Annotated in this window: 12 protein-coding genes; 4 read left to right on the top strand and 8 right to left on the bottom strand. The window is 67.8% G+C overall.

Annotated elements, in window-relative coordinates:
- On the top strand, positions 1-8293 hold an 8293-nt coding region (locus tag WG902_RS22430), incomplete at its 5' end, for an Ig-like domain-containing protein (protein ID WP_340062443.1).
- 25 nt (positions 8294-8318) lie between these two features.
- The gene (locus tag WG902_RS22425) at positions 8319-10271 is read left to right on the top strand and encodes a TolC family outer membrane protein (RefSeq protein WP_340062442.1); all 1953 of its coding nucleotides are present in this window, start codon (positions 8319-8321) and stop codon (positions 10269-10271) included.
- 3 nt (positions 10272-10274) lie between these two features.
- Here WG902_RS22425 and WG902_RS22420 read toward each other — a convergent pair whose 3' ends face one another.
- Both WG902_RS22420 and WG902_RS22415 read right to left on the bottom strand, forming a co-directional pair.
- Entirely contained in the window at positions 10275-11903 is a 1629-nt protein-coding gene (locus WG902_RS22420) for an AMP-binding protein (protein ID WP_340062441.1), read from the bottom strand.
- The gene (locus tag WG902_RS22415; RefSeq protein WP_340062440.1) at positions 11900-12379 is read right to left on the bottom strand and encodes a MarR family winged helix-turn-helix transcriptional regulator; all 480 of its coding nucleotides are present in this window, start codon (positions 12377-12379) and stop codon (positions 11900-11902) included. The genes WG902_RS22420 and WG902_RS22415 overlap by 4 nt, the downstream gene beginning before the upstream one ends.
- A gap of 122 nt (positions 12380-12501) precedes the next feature.
- Between WG902_RS22415 and WG902_RS22410 the strand changes: the two genes are divergently transcribed.
- A complete protein-coding gene (locus WG902_RS22410) occupies positions 12502-13764 on the top strand; it encodes a class I SAM-dependent methyltransferase (RefSeq protein WP_340062439.1) in 1263 nt (420 codons plus the stop codon).
- Between the two features lie 12 nt (positions 13765-13776).
- The gene (locus WG902_RS22405) at positions 13777-14103 is read left to right on the top strand and encodes a DUF1840 domain-containing protein (RefSeq protein WP_340062438.1); all 327 of its coding nucleotides are present in this window, start codon (positions 13777-13779) and stop codon (positions 14101-14103) included.
- A gap of 9 nt (positions 14104-14112) precedes the next feature.
- Here WG902_RS22405 and WG902_RS22400 read toward each other — a convergent pair whose 3' ends face one another.
- The 6 genes from WG902_RS22400 to WG902_RS22375 form a co-directional block, all read right to left on the bottom strand.
- The gene (locus WG902_RS22400) at positions 14113-15132 is read right to left on the bottom strand and encodes a Bug family tripartite tricarboxylate transporter substrate binding protein (protein ID WP_445263723.1); all 1020 of its coding nucleotides are present in this window, start codon (positions 15130-15132) and stop codon (positions 14113-14115) included.
- Positions 15133-15135: 3 nt separating this feature from the next.
- The gene (locus tag WG902_RS22395) at positions 15136-16119 is read right to left on the bottom strand and encodes a tripartite tricarboxylate transporter substrate-binding protein (protein WP_340062437.1); all 984 of its coding nucleotides are present in this window, start codon (positions 16117-16119) and stop codon (positions 15136-15138) included.
- A 149-nt stretch (positions 16120-16268) separates the two neighbouring features.
- Positions 16269-17516 carry a phenylacetate--CoA ligase family protein gene (locus WG902_RS22390; RefSeq protein ID WP_340062436.1) on the bottom strand — a complete coding sequence of 416 codons (1248 nt, stop codon included), beginning with the start codon at positions 17514-17516 and terminating at the stop codon, positions 16269-16271.
- A 20-nt stretch (positions 17517-17536) separates the two neighbouring features.
- Positions 17537-18343 carry an ABC transporter ATP-binding protein gene (locus tag WG902_RS22385; RefSeq protein ID WP_340062435.1) on the bottom strand — a complete coding sequence of 269 codons (807 nt, stop codon included), beginning with the start codon at positions 18341-18343 and terminating at the stop codon, positions 17537-17539.
- 110 nt (positions 18344-18453) lie between these two features.
- Positions 18454-19767: an ABC transporter substrate-binding protein gene (locus tag WG902_RS22380; RefSeq protein WP_340062434.1), complete on the bottom strand. Its 1314-nt coding sequence runs from the start codon at positions 19765-19767 to the stop codon at positions 18454-18456.
- A gap of 35 nt (positions 19768-19802) precedes the next feature.
- Complete coding sequence (locus WG902_RS22375; protein ID WP_340062433.1) at positions 19803-20879, bottom strand: branched-chain amino acid ABC transporter permease; 1077 nt, start codon at positions 20877-20879, stop codon at positions 19803-19805.
- Between the last annotated feature and the right edge of the window lie 10 nt (positions 20880-20889).

Below are 20889 nucleotides of genomic sequence, written 5' to 3'. Positions count from 1 at the left end.
GGCCAACGACACCGACCCGGACACCGGCAACACGCTCGGCATCACCGCCGTGGGCAACCCCGTGGGCGGCACCGTCGCCGTCGTCGGCGGGAACGTCGTCTTCACGCCGAACCCGAATTTCGTCGGCACGGCGACCTTCGAATACACCGTGAGCGACGGCAACGGCGGAACCGATACCGCCGTGGTCAGCGTCAACGTGACGCCGGTGCAGGACGCGCCCACCGCCGGTGCCGACAGCTTGAGCACCGCGGAAGACACGCCTGTCACCGTCCCCGTTGCAAGCCTGCTGGCGAACGATACCGACCCCGACGCCGGCAACACATTGACCGTCACGGGCGTGGGCAACCCCATCGGTGGCACCGTCACCTTGATCGGCGGCAACGTCACCTTCACGCCCAACCCGAACTTCACGGGCACGGCCAGCTACGACTACACCATCAGCGACGGCAACGGCGGCACGAGCACCGCCACCGTCACGGTCAACGTCACGCCGGTCCAGGACAGCCCCAGCGCCAACAACGACACGGTCTCGACCAACGAGGACACACCGCTCACGATCGCGCCGGCCACGCTGCTCGGCAACGATACCGACCCGGACGCCGGAGCGACCCTGAGCATCATCGCTGTCGGAAATGCGGTGGGCGGCACGGTTGCCATCGTCGCGGGCAACGTGGTGTTCACGCCGACCGCCAACTTCGCGGGCGCTGCGACCTTCGAATACACCGTGAGCGACGGCCAGGGCGGCACCGACACGGCGACGGTCACGGTGAACGTGGCGGCAGTGCAGGATGCGCCGACGGCGATTGGCGACACCGTCACCACCGCCGAGGACACGCCGGTGACCACCACCGTCACGAGCCTGCTGGCGAACGACACCGACCCCGACGCGGGCAACACCTTGACCGTGACGGGCGTGGGCAACGCAGTGGGTGGAACCGTCACCCTTTCCGGCGGCAACGTGACTTTCACGCCGAATCCCAACTTCACGGGCGCCGGCAGCTACGAGTACACCATCAGCGACGGCCAGGGCGGCACGAGCACGGCCACCGTCACCGTGAACGTGAGCCCGGTGCAGGACGCGCCGGCGGCAGGCAACGACACCGTCGCGACCGCGGAGGACACGCCGCTCACCATCACGCCGGCAACCCTGCTGGGCAACGACACGGATCCGGACTCGGGCGATACGCTCAGCATCTCCGCCGTGGGCAACGCGGTGGGCGGCACGGTTGCCATCGTTGCCGGCAATGTCGTCTTCACGCCGACGCCCGACTTCAACGGCGCCGCCAGCTTCGAATACACGGTGAGCGACGGCAACGGCGGCACCGACACCGCCGTCGTGACCGTGAACGTCGGCACGCAGGCGGACATCGCCGGGGACCTGGCGACCGCGGCCCAGGACACGCCGATCACCATCGACGTGCTGGCCAACGACAGTTTCGAAGGCACGCCGGTCATCACGGCCATCAACGGCACGGCCATCACGGATGGAGGCGGCGGCGTCGCGGTCACGAATGGCAGCGTCAGCCTCGTCGGCGGCGAGCTGGTGTTCACGCCGGCGGCGGGATTCAGCGGCGCGGTGCCCGCTTTCAGCTACACCGTCACCTCCGGGGGCGTGACGGAAACCGCGGCCGTCAACGTGAGCGTGGTTCCGACACCGACGGTCACGGCCGTGACCAGCCCGTCCGCCACCGAAGGCAGCGACCTGGTCTTCAGCGTCACGTTGTCGAATGCCTCGCCCATCGCAACCACCTATCCGTACACGCTGGGCGGCGGCAGCGCATCCGGCGCCGATTACGGCGCGGTCACGTTCAGCGACGGCGTCACGCTCGCGGGCGGCGTGCTGACGGTCCCCGCCGGCGTCACCAGCTTCACCATCACCGTCGCCGGTGTCCAGGACGCGCTGGACGAGGGCAGCGAAACCGTTCCGCTGACTGTAGGCGGCGCAACGGCCACCGGCACGCTGAACGACGATGACCCGGCGCCCAGCCTCAGCATCAATGACGTCGTCGTCAACGAGGCCGCCGGTACGGCGACATTCACCGTCACCCTGAACGCCGTGTCCGGCCAGACCGTGACCGTCGACTACGGCACATCGAACGGGACGGCGGCATCCGGTGGCGACTACACGACGGCGGCGGGCACGCTGACCTTCGCCCCCGGGGTGACGACGCAAACCATCACGGTGCCGATCGGCAACGACACGATCTTCGAGGGTGCGACCAACGAGACCTTCAACGTCACCCTGTCGAACCCGGGCAATGCCACCATCGCGGACGGCAGCGGAGCAGGCGGGATCGTCGACGACGACGCGGCGCCGGTGGTAACCACCATCAGCAGCCCCTCCGCGACCGAAGGTGGCGACCTGGTCTTCACGATCACGCTGAGCAACGCGTCGAGCACGACCACCACCGTCCCGTTCGTGATCGGCGGTACCGCCACGTCGGGGACCGACTACGGCGTGGCGCCCACCTTCACCAACGGCGTAACCTTGTCGGGTGCGAACCTCGTGATTCCCGCGGGCGTGACCAGCTTCACGGCCACGATCGCGACCGTCGGCGACACGCTCGACGAGACCGACGAGACGCTGGTCGTCACGGCGGCGGGCGGCGCCACCGGCACGGGCACCATCCAGGACAACGACCCGGCGCCGTCCCTGAGCGTCAACGACGTGACGGTCAGCGAGGCGGCGGGCACGATGACCTTCACGGTCACGCTGAATGCCGTGTCGGGCCAGTCCGTCACCGTGAACTACGCCACCGGGAACGGCACGGCCACGGCGGGCAGCGACTACACGTCCGCCTCCGGGACCCTGACCTTCGCGCCCGGCGTGACCACGCAGACGGTCACGGTGAGCATCCTCAACGACCTCGCCACCGAGGCGTCCGAGACCTTCAACCTGACCTTGTCCTCACCGACGAACGCCACCGTCGCGGATGGCACGGGCGTCGCGACGATCACGGACAACGACCAGGCCCCGGTGGTGGACCTCGACGGCAACAATTCCTCGGGCGCCGCGGGCACGGGCTATGCCGCCACGTTCACGGAGAACGGCGCCGCGGTCGCGGTCGGGGATGCCGACATCGCCGTGACGGACGTCGACAGCACGACGGTGACCGGCGCCACGATCACGCTGACCAACGCGCAGGCCGGCGACGTCCTCGCCGCCGGTGGAATGCCGGCGGGAATCACTGCCACCATCGTGGGCAACGTGGTGACGCTCAGCGGCGCCGGCTCCCTGGCCGACTACCAGACCGCGATTCGCGCCGTGACTTTCGCCAGCAGCAGCGAAAACCCGGGCACGACCGCCCGCACCATCGAGGTTGTCGTCACCGACGGCAACGCGACCAGCGCAGTGGCCACCGCGACTATCAGCGTCGTGGCGGTGAACGACGCCCCGGTGAACTCGGTGCCGGGCGCCCAGATCGCCGCCGAGGACACCGTGAAGGTGTTCAGCACCGCCGGCTCGAACGCGATCACGGTGGCCGACGTCGACGGCGGCACCTTGACCACCACGGTCAGCGTCACCAACGGCTCGCTGACTGCCGTGGCCTTCGCCGGCGCCACGATCACGAACAACGGGACTTCGAGCGTCACGATCACCGGAACGGCAGCCGCCATCAACGGCGCGCTGGACGGCCTCGGTTTCACCAATACGGGCGACTACAACGGAAGCGCGACGCTCACCGTGACGACCAACGATGGCGCCGCGCTGGACACCGACCTCATCGCCATCACCGTGAACGCGGTCGCGGACATTGCCGCCGACAACGTCAGCACCGCGGAGGACACCCCGGTCACGATCGACGTCCTGGGCACCGACAGCTTCGAGAACCCGGGCCGCGTCATCACCGCGATCAACGGCACGGCGATCGTGGACGGCGGCGCATCCGTGGCGGTCACGAACGGCAGCGTCGCGCTGGTCGGTGGCCAACTGGTCTTCAGCCCGGCCGCCAACTTCAACGGCGCGGTGCCGGCTTTCAGCTACACCGTCACCTCCGGCGGCGTCACCGAGACGGCCAACGTGACAGTGAACGTCACGGCGGTCAACGATGCACCGGTGGGCGTCGCGAACAACTACAGCGCCGTCGAGGGCACGACGGTCCTGCGCGGAACCGTGCTGGCCAACGACACCGACATCGACAGCGTGCTGCTGTCTGCCTTCCAGGTGGCGACCACCGCAGGTGGACCGGCGGTCCCGGTGAACGGGACCAACGCGATCACCACCGCCCTGGGCGGCACGGTGATCATGAACACCGACGGGACGTTCACGTACACGCCCCCGGCAAGGCTGCACAACGACGCGGTGGCCGACGTGGACAGCTTCGTCTACAAGGCCTCCGACGGCACCGACAGCTCGGGCTGGACCACCGTGAGCCTCACCATCACCGACACGGGCGTCACCGCCATCGCGGACGCCGACAGCGTCGGCCGCGGCGGCACCACGGCCGGCAACGTGATCACGGGCGCGGGCGGGGTCTCGGCGGATACGCTGGGCGCGGACTCCGCGGCGCTGTCGAATGTGAGTTTCACGGGAACGGCCTTGTCGACCACCTTCAGCGGTGGCGCCTGGACCATCGTCACCGAGACCGGCACGCTGGTGATCAACCAGTCCGGTGCTTACACGTATTCCTCACTGGGCAACGTGACGATTGGCACCGGCCAGAACCAGGCAGCCTGGACCAGCGCGGGCGTCGCGACCTACGGCTTCGCGGGCGCGGTGCCCTTCACCGGCGCAGGCGCCGCGAATGCGGGTCTCGACCTGTCCACGCTCACGCCGGCCCGCGCCGGCGCCATCAACGCCAACACAGGCCTGGGCGTGACTGCAGGCACGACCACCAGCATCGACCAGAACGAGTACCTGGTGATGAACATGGGGCGCAGCTCCACCTCGGCGACGCTGACTTTCAGCGGCTTGGGCAACAACGAGACCGCGACCTGGTATGCATATTCGGCGACCGGCGCCTACCTGGGCACGGGCAGCGCCACCAACGCGGGAACCGGGACGGTGAACGTCGGCGTGCCCTTCTACTACCTGGTGGTCACGGGCGGCGTGGGCGATGCCTTCCGCGTCAACGGCATCAACAGCATCACGGCGACGCCCACCGTCACCTTCAACTACACGCTGACCGATGCCGATGGCAGCAGCTCTTCGTCGACGCTGGCCGTGTCCACCAGCACGACCATCGGCGCCGTGGCGAACACCGCGATGGTCAACGAATCCGGACTGTCGGACGGGACCCAGGCCAACGGGCAGCCCACCATCGCCAGCGGCAATCTGCTGGACAACGACACCGGCCTGACCGGCACGACGACGATCACCGCGGTGGCGGGCGTGACGCCGGTGGCCGGAGTGATCACGGTGACGGACGCCTTCGGCACGCTGCAGGTGTACACCGTGGCGGGCGGCGGCCGCTCCGCCGGGGATTACGTCTACACGCTGAACGCCAACACCACGCAGGGCACGAACGACGTCCGCACTTACAGCTACACGATCACGGACTCGGCGACCGCGCAAACGTCGACTTCGAACCTGACCGTGACCGTACAGGACGATGCACCGCAGGCCGTCAGCGCGTCGGCCGAGGTGGCGGAGATCCCGGGCACCGCCTACAACATGGTGCTGATCCTGGACATTTCCGGCAGCATGGAGACCAACATCTATGGCGGCGAGGTCCGATCCGTGGCCGCCGACGGCACCGCGACCATCACGACGCGCCTCGAGATGGCCAAGGCCGGATTGGTGGCGCTGGTCGAGGAGTATTTCAGCCAGACCGGCAACGTGACGGTGAAGCTGGGCGTTTTTGCGGACGGGGCGGTGATGCTCAACGGGGGGGCCGCGTACGCCGGCAAGACGGCGATCGTCAACGCCATCAACGCCATCACCGGCAACGAGCTGACCAACCAGCTTGCCACGGACTATGAAGATGGCATCGCCATCATGCAGGCCGCGTTCGGCACGCCGTCATCGTCCGTGCAGAATGTTTCGTACTTCATGTCGGACGGGGCGCCCACCACCCCCACCGCCGCCAACACCGCCATCGCGAACTACATTGCCTTCGCCAACGCGAACAACATCAAGTCCTACTCCGTGGGCATAGGCACCGGCATCGCGGATGTCAGCTTCCTGAACAACCTGCACAACGTCGACGCCGACTTGAACGGGGCGATCGACTCCGCGGTGATCGTGCCCGACCTGAACAAGCTGGACGAAACCCTGGTCGCCACGGTTCCCACCGCCTACTCCGGCAGCGTCGGCGGAACCGGCGGTGCGAGCAACGTGACCTTCGGCGCCGACGGCGGCTACATCAAGTACATCGAGGTGATGCTGGACAGCAATGCCAACGGCACCGCCGACCAGCTGGTGCGCTTCACCTACAACCCGGCCACCGGCCAGATCACGCAGAACAGCAGTTTCCTCACCGGTTACCCGATCACCAACGACACGGTGAACCTGGGCAGCACCTCCGGCTTCGTGTTCGGTTCGTTGAATTTCAACTTCAAGACGGGTGAATACACCTACTACACCGCCAACGGCATCAACGAGGGCGATTCTTTCAACATCGGCTTCCAGGTCATGGATGGGGACGGCGACACGGCGAACGCCGTGCAGACGGTGACGATCGTCGATGGGCAGCCGATCGCGCGCAGCGACTACGACACCCTGGTGCCGAAGTCCACCTTCTTCGAAGGCAACGTGGTCAACGGGATCGGCACCGATGGCGGCGCGATCGACAGCATCGCGGAATTCTCCTCGTCGTCCGTGAGCAAGGACACCATCCTCGACGGCGCGGTGGTGACGTCCGTGACCTTCAAGAGCGTCGTGTTCGACCTGACCGTCAATTCGTCCGGCACGGCAGCGGGGGGGACGTACACGATCAGCGGGGGCCGCCTCACGTGGACGAGCGCGACCTCGTCGTTCATCTTCGACAACGACGGGTACTACAAGTACACGCCGCCGGCGACCCAGACGGCCGCTCCCACCCAGGCCGCAGCCGTCACGACCAGCTTCACGTCCGCTGTCAATGCGTCGGCCAACGGAGTGACCATCACCGGCTACACCCGCACCGGCAACCTGGAGGGCGCCGCGAACTCCACCCTGACGTACACGGCAGGCAGCGGCGTCGGGGTCACCGGCGGCGGCGACAACACGGTGGTGAACGACCTCGAAACCCTGGTCGTGGTGTTCAGCCGCACCACGCACCCGCGCGGCGTGCAGAACGTCAGCTTCAACATCAACGCGGCCAGCAGCAACCTGAACGGCACGCAGACCGTCACGTACACCGCTTACGACATCCACGGCAACTTGCTGGGGCAGTTCTCCAGCGGCGCCGAAAACACCGTCGCGCTGCCTGCCAGCTGGAGCAACATCGGCCGCATCGAGATCGAGGCGGGCAGCGCATCCGATGCCCGCATCGCAGGCGTCACGTTCAACAGCATCACGGGGTCGGGCACGGCCGCCGCGGTCGCGCCTGAATCCATCAACTACACGCTGACCGACCTGGATGGCGATGCGTCCTCGGCCACGCTGAACCTGGGCGTCATCAGCGACCAGTACGCGGGCTCCACCGGCAACGACACGCTGACGGGCACGCTGGTCAACGACTACGTCTCCGGCAACGCGGGCAACGACTCGCTTGCGGGCGGCGCCGGTTACGACCTGATCCGCGGCGATGCCGGCAACGACACCATCGACGGCGGCGCCGACGCCGACCGCCTGTTCGGCGGAGATGGCGCCGACTCCATCATCGGTGGCACGGGCGCCGACGAACTGAACGGGGAGGATGGCAACGACACGCTGGTGGCAGGCGACGGCAACGATTCGCTGGCAGGCGGCGCCGGCGTCGACGTGCTGACCGGCGGCCTGGGCGCCGACACGCTGCGGGGCGGCGCGGGCAACGACGCCGTCGACGCCAGCATCGACCTCGTTTCCGACGTCTTCGCATGGCAACTCGCCGACGTGGGTGCCAAGGGCGTGCCGGCCATGGACACCCTGCTGAATTTCAACGCGGCCACCGCGGGAACGGGCGGCGACGTGCTGGACTTGCGCGACCTGCTGGCCGGCGAGAACCACGACGTCGGCACGGGCAACCTGGACGACTTCCTGCAATTCGAGAAGTCGGGTTCCAACACGATCATCCACGTCAGCAGCACCGGAGAGTTTTCCTCGGGCTACAGCGCCTCGCGCGAGGTCCAGACGATCGTCATTTCCGGAGTCGACCTGGTCGGTTCCATGAACACGGACCAGCAGATCATCCAGGACCTGCTGGCCAAGGGCAAGCTGCTGGCGGACTGACCGCGGCGAGGAAGAGGAAGAGGGCATGAACCAGAATACGAACGAGAAAGACGCGCGCCGACGACGGAACGGGGCGCGGCGAGCGATCGCGCTGCTGCTGTGCGGGCCGGTGCTGCTGGCCCATGCCCAGGTGGCGCAGCCGCCGCTGACGCTGCGCGACGCGGCCCAGCAGGCGGTGCTGACCAATCCGGAAGTGCTGGCGCGCTGGCATGGCGTGCGTGCCGCCGAGGGCGAGCGTGACGCTGCCCGCGGCGGTTTCTTCCCGCGCGTGGACCTGAGCCTCTCGGCCGGCAACGAGCGCCAGAACGACGTGACCGGCGGCAACTATGGGCGCGGCTCCGGCAGCCTGACGCTGACGCAGTTGCTGTACGACGGCTTCGCGACGCGCGACGAGGTCCGCCGGCTGGACCACACGACGCGCGTGCGCCTGTTCGAGCTGATCTCCACGTCCGAGTCCGTGGCGCTGGAAGCCGCGCGTGCCTTCCTCGACGTGGTGCGCTATCGCGATCTCGTGCAGCTGGCCGAAGAGAACTTCATCGAGCACCGCACCGTGTATGCGCAGACCGACCAGCGCGTGAAGGCCAAGGTGGCCCGCGCGGTGGATTTCGAACAGGTCACCGGCCGGCTGGCGCTGGCCGAAGCGAACCTGTTGATCGAAACCTCCAACCTGCACGACACGACGGCGCGCTTCCAGCGCATCGTCGGCCGGACGCCGCCGGCGCAATTGGCCGTGCCCCCGCACCTCACGCAGGGCCTGCCGAACGACGCGACCACGGCGCTGGTGCAGACCAGCGAGCGCAACGCGGCCGTGCTGGCCGCGATCGAAAGCGTGCGCGCGGCCAATGCGGCGCTGGACGTGCGCAAGGATGCTTACGCGCCGCGGATCGACTTTCGCCTGCGCCGCGACCAGGGCCGCAACGTGGACGGACTGCCCGGCGGCACCAACGCCAACGTGGCGGAAGTGGTGCTGAACTGGAACCTGTTCAACGGCTTCGCAGACCGGGCGCGCGAGCGCCAGTTCGCCGAGCAGGCGAACGTGGCGCGGGACCAGCGTGACAAGACCTGCCGCGACCTGCGTCAGACCACCCTGATCGCTTACAACGATGGGGTGAAGCTGCGCGAGCAACTCGAATACCTGCTGCTGCACGAGTCCTCCCTGGACAAGACGCTCGTTGCGTATCGCCAGCAATTCCAGATCGGCCAGCGCTCGCTGCTGGACTTGCTGGACACCGAGAACGAGCGCTACCAGGCCCGCCGCTCGGTCGTCAATGCGCGCATCGACCTGGCCCTGGCCTACATCCGGCTGCACGCAGGCATCGGGACCCTCCTGCAGGCGCTGGACCTTTCGCGTCCCGCCACCAGGGACGACCAGGACCTGCGGACGTGGGCGATCGACGGCGACGGCGCGCAGCAGTGCCCGCCGGAGCCCGTCGCGGTGTACACCGTGGACAAGGACGCGCTGGTGCAGCGCGCCATGCAGCAGGTGCTGCGCACCCCCGCGCCGACCTTGTCGGCCGCCCTGGAGCGGCCTGATGCCTCGGCTGCCGCGCCCGTGGTGGTCGCCCCCGCGGCTCCCGCTGCCGCGCCCGTGGTGGTCGCCCCCGCGGCTCCCGCTGCCGCGCCGTCCATGGACGCGGTGCTTTCCGCGCTGGAGACCTGGCGAGCTGCCTGGGCGCGCCGCGATGTGGACGCCTACCTGCGCTCCTATGGTCCCGCCTTCGTCGCGCCGCAGGGCATGGAGCGCAAAGCCTGGGAGCAAAGACGCCGCGCGATCATCGGCAAGTCGAGCGGCGTGAGTGTCGACCTCGGCCAGCCGGAGGTCGCCTTCGTCGCTGAAGACCGGGCGACGACACGCTTCACGCAGACCTACCGGTCGGCCAGCTACGAGGACCGTGTGCGCAAGACTCTGGAGTGGCAGCGCCTCGATGGCCGCTGGGTGATCGTGTCGGAGACCAGCGAGCCGCTGGCGGCGCGTTGACGCTCAGCCCTGCTGCCGCAGCCTGAAGCGTTGCAGCTTTCCGGTTTCCGTGCGCGGCAGGGCGGCGACGAACTGGATCTCGCGCGGGTACTTGAAGGGCGCGATCGTGGCCTTCACGTGGTCCTGCAGCGCCTTGACCATGGCGGCGTCGCCGGCGTGGCCGTCCTTCAGCACGCAGAACGCCTTGACGATCATCCCGCGCTCGTCGTCGGGCTTGCCGATCACGCCGCACTCCGCCACGGCAGGGTGCTTGAGCAAGGCGTCTTCCACCTCGGGGCCGCCGACGTTGTAGCCGGCCGTGATGATCATGTCATCGGCGCGCGCCTGGTAGAAGAAGTAGCCGTCGGCGTCCTGCACGAAGGCGTCGCCGGGATAGTTCCAGCCGTCCCGGACGTAGTCGGCCTGCCGCGGCTCGTCCAGGTACTTGCAGCCCGTGGGGCCGACCACGGCCAGCTTGCCGACGGTGCCGCGCGGCACCTCCTTGCCCTCGTCGTCCACCACGCGCGCCGTGTACCCGGGCACCACCCTGCCGACGGCGCCGCGGCGAACCTGGTCGCCCGCCGAGGAGATGAAGATGTGGAACATCTCGGTGGCGCCGATGCCGTCCAGCATCTCCAGGCCGCTGGCCTGCTTCCACAACTGGCGCGTCGCATCCGGCAGGCCTTCTCCCGCACTCACGCTGATGCGCAGGCGGCCCACCCCGTGCTCGCGCGCAAAGGCGGCGGCCTGGCGGTAGAAAGTGGGCGCGGTGTAGCAGATCGTGGCGCCAACCTCGTTGATGGTGCGCACCAGCGACTCCGGGGTGTACGGGGCATCGGGAAAGTACACCGAGGCGCCGGCCCACATCGGGAACACCAGCAAGCCTCCCAGCCCGAAGGTGAAAGCCAGCGGCGGGCTGCCGACGACAACGTCTTCCGGCGTCGCGCGCAATACATGCCGCGGCCAGGCCTCGCACGCGGCCAGCACGTCGCGGTGGGTGTGCACCGCCGCCTTGGGCCTCCCCGTGGTGCCGGATGTGAAGGCCAGCATCGCGATGTCGTCGGCCGCCGTGGGACACGCGCTGAACTCGCCCGACCGTTGCGCCGAGCGGCTCTCCAGTGAACCGGCCACGCCCGGTGCGTTGAATCGCACCACTTCCCGCAGCACGGGGCGGCCGTCGCGCGCCAGTTCCAGCTCGTCGCCCAGCCGGTCTTCGCACAGTGCGAATGACGGCTGCGCCTTGTCGATGATGTCGCCCAACTCGCGCGCGCGCAGCAGCGGCATCGTGGCGACCGCAATGCCGCCGGCCTTGACGACCGCCAGCCAGGCCAGCGCCATGGCGATGGAGTTGCCGCCGCGCAGCAGGACCCGGTTGCCCGGCACGAGCCTCAGGTCATCCACCAGCACGCGACACATGCGGTCCACCTGTTCGCGCGCCTGCGCGTAGGTGAGCGTCAGGCGCGACGAGCGCAGCATCGGCCGGGAGCCCCAGCCACGCTCGGCCGCGCGGTCCAGCAGTTCGGCCACCAGGTTCAGGCGCGGCGGCAGCTGCAGTTCGGGCAATTCATAGTGCAGTTGCGGCCACTGCGCGCGCGGCGGCAGGCGGTCGTGCACGAAGCGGTCCACCTGCGCGGAAGCAATCGGAGCCCTCATGGTGCGGCCTCCCTGGGCGCGGTGGTCGCCTGCTCCTTGACCTTGCCCAGCAGCTTGTGCAACGTACCGATGTCCTTGTCGGTCAGGCCCGAGAACGCCTGCACGATCCAGTCCTCGTGCTCGCGCGCCATGTCGTGGAACTGCTTGCGGCCCTTGGCCGTGAGGCGAACGCAATAGGCGCGGCGGTCGCCCTCGACGTCGATGCGTTCCACCAGCCGCTCGGCGACCAGCTGGTCGGTGATGCCGGTCACGTTGCCGCCGGTCACCATCATGCGGCGCGACAGCTCGTTCATCTTCAAGCCTTCCGGAGCGCGTTCGAGCTGCGCCATCAGGTCGAAGCGGGGCAGGGTGGTGTCGAAGCGCTGGCGCAGCAGTCCGCGGACCTGCTTTTCCACCAGCTGGGTGCAGGTCAGCAGCCGCAGCCACAAACGCAGGGCTTCCGGGTGCTCGCTGTGCACGCGCGCTTCCATGTCCATGGGGAGTCCTTTGAAGGGGTCTAAATAGTTTAGGCCTGAACTAATCGCGGGGCAAGCACACCCGGGCATGGCGTTTACCCGGGCGGTTGACGGCACGGCCGGTCGAGTCAAGAATTTGGCTTATGGAACCCCTGCAGCGGAAGCTCGAGCAGCAGCTGGCCACACTCCCGGTGGCCCTGTCGGTCACCATCCCCGGCGGGCGGCGGATCGGCCCGGCGAATGCGGAAGTGCAGCTGGAGTTCAAGGACTGGTCCGGTCTGGCGAGGTTCGCCGCGGGCCAGATCGGGCGGATAGCGGAGGACTACGTCGAGCGGCGCGTGAGGATCGAAGGCCGGATGCGCGACGTGATGGCCGCGGCGGCGTCACTGTTGCCCGGCAGCCCGGTGGCAAGCGACACGAGCTGGTGGACGCAGATGCTGCGGCGCGCGCAATCGCTGGCCCTGCACACGCCGGAGAAGGACGCCGAGCAGATCCGCTTCCACTACGACGTCTCCGACGACTTCTATGCGCTGTGGCTGGATCCGCGCCGCGTCTATTCGTGCGCTTACTTCGCACAGCCGGACTACACGCTGGCGCAGGCGCAGGAAGCCAAGCTCGACCTGATCTGCCGCAAGCTGATGCTGCGGCCGGGGGACCGCTTCCTGGACATCGGCGCGGGCTGGGGCGGCCTGCTGATGTGGGCGGCCGAGCACTACGGCGTCAATGCCACCGGCATCACGCTGTCGCACAACCAGCATGCGTACGTCAACCGCACGATCGAAGAAAAGGGGCTGGGCGCTCGCGTGCAGATGCGCATCATGGATTACCGCGAGCTGCCGGAGGAGCAGCCTTTCGACAAGATCGCCTCCGTCGGCATGTTCGAGCACGTCGGGCAGGTGAACATGCCCACCTACTTCGGCAAGATCTACCGCCTGCTCAAGCCGGGCGGCCTGGTCCTGAACCACGGCATCACCGCGGGCAGCCTGCAGCCGGGCAAGCTCGGTGCGGGCATGGGCGACTTCATCGGCAAGTACATCTTTCCGGGCGGCGAGCTGCTGCATCCGAGCCTGGTCCTGCGCGACCTGGCGGTCGGCGGGCTGGAGATGGTGGACACCGAGAACCTGCGCCCGCACTATGCCCGCACGCTGTGGGCCTGGTCGGATGCGCTGGAAGATCGGCTGGAGCAGGCGCGCGCCGTGCTCGAGCGCACGCACGGCGTGGAAGGCGGCGACACCGTGCTGCGCGCCTACCGGCTGTACCTGTCGGGTTGCGCCATGACGTTCGAGCACGGCTGGATCGGGTTGCACCAGATCCTGGCGACCCGGCCGGACGGCAACATGGGCACGGGTTCGCTGCGCGGCGCGCAATCGCTCTATCCGTTCACCCGCAATTACATCTACCGGTGATACGCTGCAAGCATGCTGTACAAATTCAAGTCCAAGGCGGCCGGTGACCTGATCATGCTGGAGCCCAATGGTCGCCGCGTGCTGGAGATCATCGGCAAGGATGCGGGCCCGAAAGGCATCATCCTGCCCGAGGAGATGCCAGCGGCCACGCAGGCGCTGAGCGCCGCGATCGCGCGCGAAGAGGCCGACCAGCAGGCGGCCATCGACGAGGCGAAGGCCAAGGGCGAAGTGCCTCCGCGTTTCGACGGCGGCGTCTCGCTGCGCCAGCGCGCCGTCCCCTTCCTCGACATGCTGCAGCGCTGCAGCAAGGCGGGCAAGGAGATCGTCTGGGGCGTCTAGGCAGGCTGCCTAGTCGACCTTCGCGCCGGAGGACTTGACCACCGGCTGCCACTTCTTCAGCTCCCGGTCGATGTGCTGCGCGAACTGGGCCGGCGTGTTGCCGCTGGGGATGGCGCCTTGCGCGAGCAGGCGCTCCTTCATCTCGGGCGTCGCCAGTGCGCGGGCCGTGGCCTGCTGCACCTTGTTGACGACGTCGGCGGGCGTACCGGCGGGCGCCAGCAGGCCGAACCAGGAGCTCGCCTCGAAGCCCTTGAGCGACGGGCCGCCGACTTCTTCCACCGTCGGGATGTCCGGCAGCGCCTGCGAGCGGGCCGCACTGGTCACCGCCAGCGCCTTGAGCTTGCCGGACTTGATGTGCGGCATCGCCGAGGGCAGGTTGTCGAACATCACGTCCATGTCGCCCGCCATCAGGCTGAACAGCGCGGGGTTCGAACCCTGGAAGGGGAAGTGCGTCATGTAGACGCCCGTCATCGACTTGAACAATTCACCTGCCAGGTGGATCGACGTGCCGTTGCCGCTGGACGCCATGTTCAGCTTGCCGGGGTTGGCCTTCGCAAGCTTGATGAAGTCCTGCACGCTGTTGATGTTGCGCGCGGCCGCCTTCTCGGCGTTCATCACCATCACGTTGGGCACGCCCGCCACCAGCGTGATCGGCATGAAGTCCTTCTGCGGGTCGAAGGGCATCCTCGCGTACAGCCACTTGTTGATCGACTGCGTGCCGACCGTTCCCATCAGCAGCGTGTAGCCGTCCGGCGGCGCCTTGGCCACGAGGTCGGCGCCGATGTTGCCGCCGGCGCCCGGCTTGTTGTCCACCACGAAGGACTGGCCCAGCGCCTTGGTCAGTTCCTGCGCGACGGCACGCGCCAGGATGTCGGTGGTGCCGCCGGCCGCAAAGGGCACGACGATGCGCACGGGCTTGGCCGGCCAGGCGCCCTGCGCGTGCACGGCGACAGGCGCCAGTGCCGCCAGCGCGAGCGCGGCGCCGGCGGACAGGGTGAGGCGGCGGGACGGAGAGCGAAGGCGACTCACCGGTCAATCCACATAGACGTTGGCGGCCTTGATCAGCGGGCTCCACTTGGCGATTTCGGCGGCGACGAACTTCTTGTGTTCGGCGGGGTCGCTGCGGCGGTCGTTGACCACGACGGCGCCCAGGCCTTCCTGCTTCTTGATGAAGTCCGGGTCCTTGAGCGCCACCTTCAGCGCGTCGTTCAACTTCTTCAGCACCGGCGCGGGCGTGCCCTTGGGCGCGTACAGGCCGTGGAAGATGCTGACCTCGAAGTCCTTCAGGCCCGACTCCTGCAGCGTGGGCAGGTCTTTCAGCGCCGCGGTGGTCAGGCGCTTGGGCGACGACACCGCGTACGCCTTGACCTTCTTGCCCTCGATCTGCGCGGTGGTGTTGGTGGTCTGGTCGCACATCAGGTCGATCTGGCCGCCCATGAGGTCGGTCATTGCCGGGCCCGTGCCCTTGTACGGGATGGCGGTCATGTCGACGCCGATGGCGTTCTGGAACAGCATGCCGCACAGGTGCGAGGCCGAGCCGACGCCGGCGTTGCCCAGGTTGATCTTGCCCTTGTTGGCATTGATCCAGGTGGTCAATTCCCTGTAGTTGTTCGCGGGCAGCGAGGGCTTGCCGATCAGCGTCATCGGCACGTCGTTGATCATGCCGAGGTACTCGAAGTCCGATTCGACCTTGAACGGGATGTTGCGCACCAGCGTGGGCATGGTCGCCATGCCGATATGGTGGACCAGCAGCGTGTAGCCGTCGGCGGGCGCCTTGGCGACCTTGTTGGCGCCGATCGAGCCACCCGCGCCGGCAGCGTTGTCCACCACCACGACCGCGCCGCCGAGCGGCTTGCGCATGGCTTCGGCAAGATCCCGCGCGACGCGGTCCGTGGGGCCGCCGGCGGCGAACGGGACGACCAGCGTGATGGGCTTGGTCGGGAATTCCTGGGCGACGGCGCCGAAGGCAACGGCGGCGAGGGCTACGGGGACGAGGGTCTTGAACGTCTTCTTCATGGGAGCTCCAAAGGATGAACCGGCGGATGATAGGCACGGCCCGGGGCCGGCAACCGGCGGGAAACACGTAAATCGCCGGCGGGACAGGGAATTCCCGGGTGTTTCGCTTGATCTTGACGCCTCTGACGGCCGGGCAGGGCGTCCTGTTTCTATTTGTAGCTGCGCGCGTCCTCGATGACCTTGCCGTCGTTGGGCAGGCTGCCGGGCTGCACCAGTTCCACTTCGGCACGCAGCTTCGTCACGTCGCGCACCACCTCGCCGATGCGCGCGTCCAGCCCCTGCGGCGCGCCGGCGGCCTCGACCTTGAGCGTCATGACGTCGTTGGCCATCTCGCCGCTGACCACCAGGCGGGCCTTGACGATTTCGGGAAACCGGCGGGCGATGTCCGCCACCTGCGACGGGTGGACGAACATGCCGCGGATCTTGGTGGTCTGGTCGGCGCGGCCGAGCCAGCCCTTGATTCGCATGTTGGTCCGGCCCGTCGGGTCCTCGCCTTCCAGCACTGCCGACAGGTCGCCGGTGCCGAAGCGCACGAGCGGGTAGCCGGGATTGAGCGTGGTGACCACCACTTCGCCCACCTCGCCGGGGGCCACCGGGTCGCCGGTGCCCGGACGCACGATCTCGACCAGCACGCCCTCGTCCACCACCAGTCCCTGGCGTGACGAGGTCTCGTATGCGATGAGGCCCAGGTCGGCGGTCGCATAGCTCTGGTAGACATCGAGGTCGCGCTCCTGGAACCAGTCCCGCAGGCTGGGCGGGAATGCCTCGCCACCCACCATGCCCTTGCGCAGGCTGCCGATGTCGCCACCGCTTTCCTGCGCCTTCTCGACCAGGATGCGCAGGAAGCTGGGCGTGCCGGCGTAAGCGACGGGCCGCAACTCGGCGATCGCCTGCAGCTGCTGCTCGGTCTGGCCCACGCCGGCGGGGAACACCGTGCAGCCGACGGCGTGGGCCCCCGATTCCATGATGAAGGCGCCCGGCGTCATGTGATAGCTGAAGGCGTTGTGCACCAGGTCGCCGCTGCGAAAGCCGGCTGCATACATCGCGCGGCCCATGCGCCAGTAATCGCGGGTGCTGCCTTCGGGCTCGTAGATGGGGCCGGGCGACGCGTAGATGCGCGGCATGGCCGGCCCGCGCACCAGGGCGGAGAAGCCGCCGAATGCATCGGTGGCGCGCTGGGCCTTTTGCCGCTCGAGCAGCTCGCCCTTGCGGGTGACCGGCAGCTTCGCCAGCGCGGCGCGGCTGCGAACCTTGGCGGCGTCCACGCCCTGCAGGATCTGCGTGAACGCGGCGGACGAAGCTTGCGCGTGCGCCACCTGGGCGGGCAGCGCCGCCAGCAGCTGCGCCTCGCGCTCGGCGGCGGGGCGGGTTTCGAGCGTGTCGTAGAACGGGGTCATCGATTCTCCAGGCGTGCGGCTCAAGCCAGCCAGCGCTTGCGGCGCTTGTAGCTCTTGATCTCACGGAAGCTCTTGCGCTTGCCGCTGCCGACGCCGAGGTAGAACTCCTTGACGTCTTCGTTGCTGGCCAGGTCGGCGGCCGGGCCGTCCATGACGATGCGGCCGCTTTCCATGATGTAGCCGTAGCCCGCGTACTTGAGGGCCATGTTGGTGTTCTGTTCGGCCAGCAGGAAGGTCACCTTCTCGCGCACGTTCAGGTCCTTCACGATCTCGAACACTTCCTCCACGATCTGCGGCGCCAGGCCCATCGAAGGCTCGTCGAGCAGCACCATGCTGGGGTTGGCCATCAGCGCGCGGCCGATCGCGCACATCTGCTGCTCGCCGCCGGAGGTGTATGCGGCCTGCGACGCGCGGCGCGTCTTCAGGCGCGGGAAGTAGGTGTAGACCTTCTCCAGGTTGGCGGCGATCTCGCTCCTGCTCTTTCGGGTGTACGAACCGGTGAGCAGGTTCTCCTCGATGGTGAGGTGCGCGAAACAGTGCCGCCCTTCCATCACCTGCACCACGCCGCGCTGCACCAGGTCCGCCGGCGTGAGATTCTCGATGCGCTCGCCGCGCAATTCGATGGAGCCCTTGGTGACGGCGCCGCGCTCGCCCTTGAGCAGGTTCGACACCGCCCGCAGCGTGGTCGTCTTGCCCGCGCCGTTGCCCCCGAGCAGCGCCACGATGGCGCCTTCGGGCACCTGCAGCGACACGCCCTTGAGCACCAGGATCACGTGGTTGTAGATGACCTCGATGCCGTTGACGTTGAGGACGATGTTGGGTGTCATGGTCTTCCTCCCTCTCCCCTCCGGGGAGAGGGCTGGGGTGAGGGGCGAGCGCGCAACGGCCCTCACCCCAGCCCTCTCCCGCGAGCGGGAGAGGGAGCCTTCAGGTCACATCAGGACTGGCAGTCCGCCACCGTGCGGCGCTGCATCTTCTTGTCCGCCAGGTACTTCTCCGCGCCAGCCTTGACCATCGGCTTGATGATCTGCTCGTCGGCCTGGTACCAGTCGCTGGAGAAGTTCCACTTGGCGCCGTCCCAGGTGTGGATGCGGGCCCAGGTGGAACCCATGTGGTCGCTGCACGAGGTGCTGATGGGGCGCATCACTCCCGCGAAGCCGAGAGCGTCCAGCCGCTTCTGGTCCAGCGCCAGGTTCTCCAGGCCCCAGCGCACCTGCTCGGACGTCATCACCTTGCCCTTGCCGAAACGCTCCTGCGCGCGCCGCACGGCTTCCACGCCCAGCATCTGGATGATCAGGCCGCGGGTGTAGAGCACGGAGCCGACCTCGTCCTTCGGTCCCGTTCCCTGGCCCTTCTCGTGCACGTACTTCAGGATGTCCTGGATCACCTTCGGCTGCTGGCCCGAGGTGTTCAGTGCAAGCGCGTTGTAGCCCTTCGCGCCCTCACCGACGTCCTTGACGTCCGGTTCCGCGCCGGACCACCACACGCCATACATCTTGTCGCGCGGATAGCCCGTGGCTTGCGCTTCCTTCAACGCGGTGGAGTTCATCACGCCCCAGCCCCACAGCATCACGTAGTCGGGACGCGACTGGCGCACCTGCAGCCAGGCGGCCTTCTGTTCCACGCCCGGCGCCGTCACGGGCACCAGGTTCAGCTGGAAGCCGTGCATGCGCGCGCGTTCCTCCAGCAGGGGGATCGGCTCCTTGCCGAACGGAGAGTCGTGGTACACGAGCGCGATCTTCTTGCCCTTGAGCTTGTCCCAGCCGCCTTCCTTCTTGGCCAGGTGCTGCAGGATGATGTCGGCGCCCGTCCAGTAGCTTCCCATCAGCGGGAAGTTCCATTTGAAGGCCATGCCGTCCTGCGCCACGGACAGGCCGTAGCCCAGCGTGATCAGCGGGATCTTGTCGTTGGGCACCTTCTCCGTCAGCGCGAAGGTGATGCCGGTGGCCTGCGGATCGAACAGCGTCATGCCGGGGCGGCTCTTCAGGCGCTCGTAGCACTCCACGCCGCGGTCCGTGGCGTAGCCGGTCTCGCATTCCTCGAACGTGAGCTTCACGCCGTTGATGCCGCCGTCGCGCGCGTTGATCATCTTGATGTAGTCCTGCTTGCCGTTGGCCCACGGCGTGCCGTTCGGCGCGTACGGGCCGGTGCGATACGACAGCAGCGGGAAGAACTGCTCCTTGGCCTGGGCCCATGCCCCCGTGGCGGCTGCGCCCACGAGCGCGGCGAGTAGTACGGAACGAAGCTTCATCGGATGTCTCCTTCTGGTTTGGTCGGTCGGGAAATTCAATGCGGGAACGGCCACAGGCGCAGCTTCTGCTTGCCGGTGGCCCACAGGCGCGCCAGGCCGTGCGGCTCGACCACCAGGAACCACACGATCAGCGCGCCGAAGATCATCAGCTCGGCATGCGAGATGCCCGCGGTGGAAATGGAGATGCCGAACAGCGAGGCGAAAATCGGGAGGAACTGGTTCAGGAAGATCGGCAGCACCACGATGAAGGCCGCACCGAAGAAAGCGCCCGAGATCGAGCCCAGCCCGCCGATGATCACCATGAACAGCAGCCGGAAGGAGATGTCCACGGAGAATGCCGCGGGCTCCCAGGCGCCGAGGTAGACGAAGGCCCACAGCGCGCCGGCCACGCCGATGATGAAGGAGCTGACGGCGAAGGCGGTGAGCTTGGCGTACATCGGCCGGATGCCGATCACCGCTGCGGCAACGTCCATGTCGCGGATCGCCATCCATTCGCGGCCGATGGCGCTGCGCACGAGGTTCTTGGCCAGCACCGCCATGACCACCAGGATGGCCAGGCAGAACCAGTACTTGCTGACGGCGCTCTCGATCGGCATGCCGAACACCTGCAGGTTGTTGACCGACACCGAGCCCGAAGGCGAGTCGTTCACCAGCCACTTGATGCGCAGGAACATCCAGTCGGAGAAGAACTGCGCCGCCAGCGTGGCGACCGCGAGATACAGGCCCTTGACGCGCAGGCTGGGCAGCCCGAACAGGATCCCGAACAACGTGGCGCACAGGCCGCCCAGGATGATGGCCGGCACCAGCGGCATGCCGGGGATGCGCACGAAGAAGTTGTACGCACCGTAGGCACCCACCGCCATGAAGGCGCCGGAGCCCAGCGAGATCTGGCCGCAGTAGCCCACCAGGATGTTCACGCCCAGGGCCGCCAGCGCCATGATCAGGAACGGGATCAGGATGGCGCGGAACATGTAGTCGCTGGAGATGGACGGCACCAACAGGAAGGCGATCGCCAGCAGCGCGGCGATGCCCCACCGGTCCTGCAGGATCGGGAAGACCGCCTGGTCGGCGCGGTAGCTGGTCTTGTACTGGCCGTTTTCGCGGTAGAACATGTTTAATCAG

The sequence above is a fragment of the Ramlibacter sp. PS3R-8 genome, assembly GCF_037572435.1.
In the GTDB taxonomy this organism is placed as follows: domain Bacteria; phylum Pseudomonadota; class Gammaproteobacteria; order Burkholderiales; family Burkholderiaceae_C; genus Ramlibacter.
Note: the sequence above shows the minus strand (reverse complement) of the source record. Positions and strands in the feature narration are given on the sequence as shown.

Excerpts from the sequence above, each read along its gene's own strand:
- WG902_RS22375 (WP_340062433.1), bottom strand. The coding sequence starts at position 20,879 with ATGTTCTACCGCGAAAACGGCCAGTACAAGACCAGCTACCGCGCCGAC.
- WG902_RS22390 (WP_340062436.1), bottom strand. The coding sequence starts at position 17,516 with ATGACCCCGTTCTACGACACGCTCGAAACCCGCCCCGCCGCCGAGCGC.
- WG902_RS22415 (WP_340062440.1), bottom strand. The coding sequence starts at position 12,379 with ATGGACATGGAAGCGCGCGTGCACAGCGAGCACCCGGAAGCCCTGCGT.
- WG902_RS22420 (WP_340062441.1), bottom strand. The coding sequence starts at position 11,903 with ATGAGGGCTCCGATTGCTTCCGCGCAGGTGGACCGCTTCGTGCACGAC.
- WG902_RS22380 (WP_340062434.1), bottom strand. The coding sequence starts at position 19,767 with ATGAAGCTTCGTTCCGTACTACTCGCCGCGCTCGTGGGCGCAGCCGCC.
- WG902_RS22425 (WP_340062442.1), top strand. The coding sequence starts at position 8,319 with ATGAACCAGAATACGAACGAGAAAGACGCGCGCCGACGACGGAACGGG.
- WG902_RS22405 (WP_340062438.1), top strand. The coding sequence starts at position 13,777 with ATGCTGTACAAATTCAAGTCCAAGGCGGCCGGTGACCTGATCATGCTG.
- WG902_RS22410 (WP_340062439.1), top strand. The coding sequence starts at position 12,502 with ATGGAACCCCTGCAGCGGAAGCTCGAGCAGCAGCTGGCCACACTCCCG.
- WG902_RS22395 (WP_340062437.1), bottom strand. The coding sequence starts at position 16,119 with ATGAAGAAGACGTTCAAGACCCTCGTCCCCGTAGCCCTCGCCGCCGTT.
- WG902_RS22385 (WP_340062435.1), bottom strand. The coding sequence starts at position 18,343 with ATGACACCCAACATCGTCCTCAACGTCAACGGCATCGAGGTCATCTAC.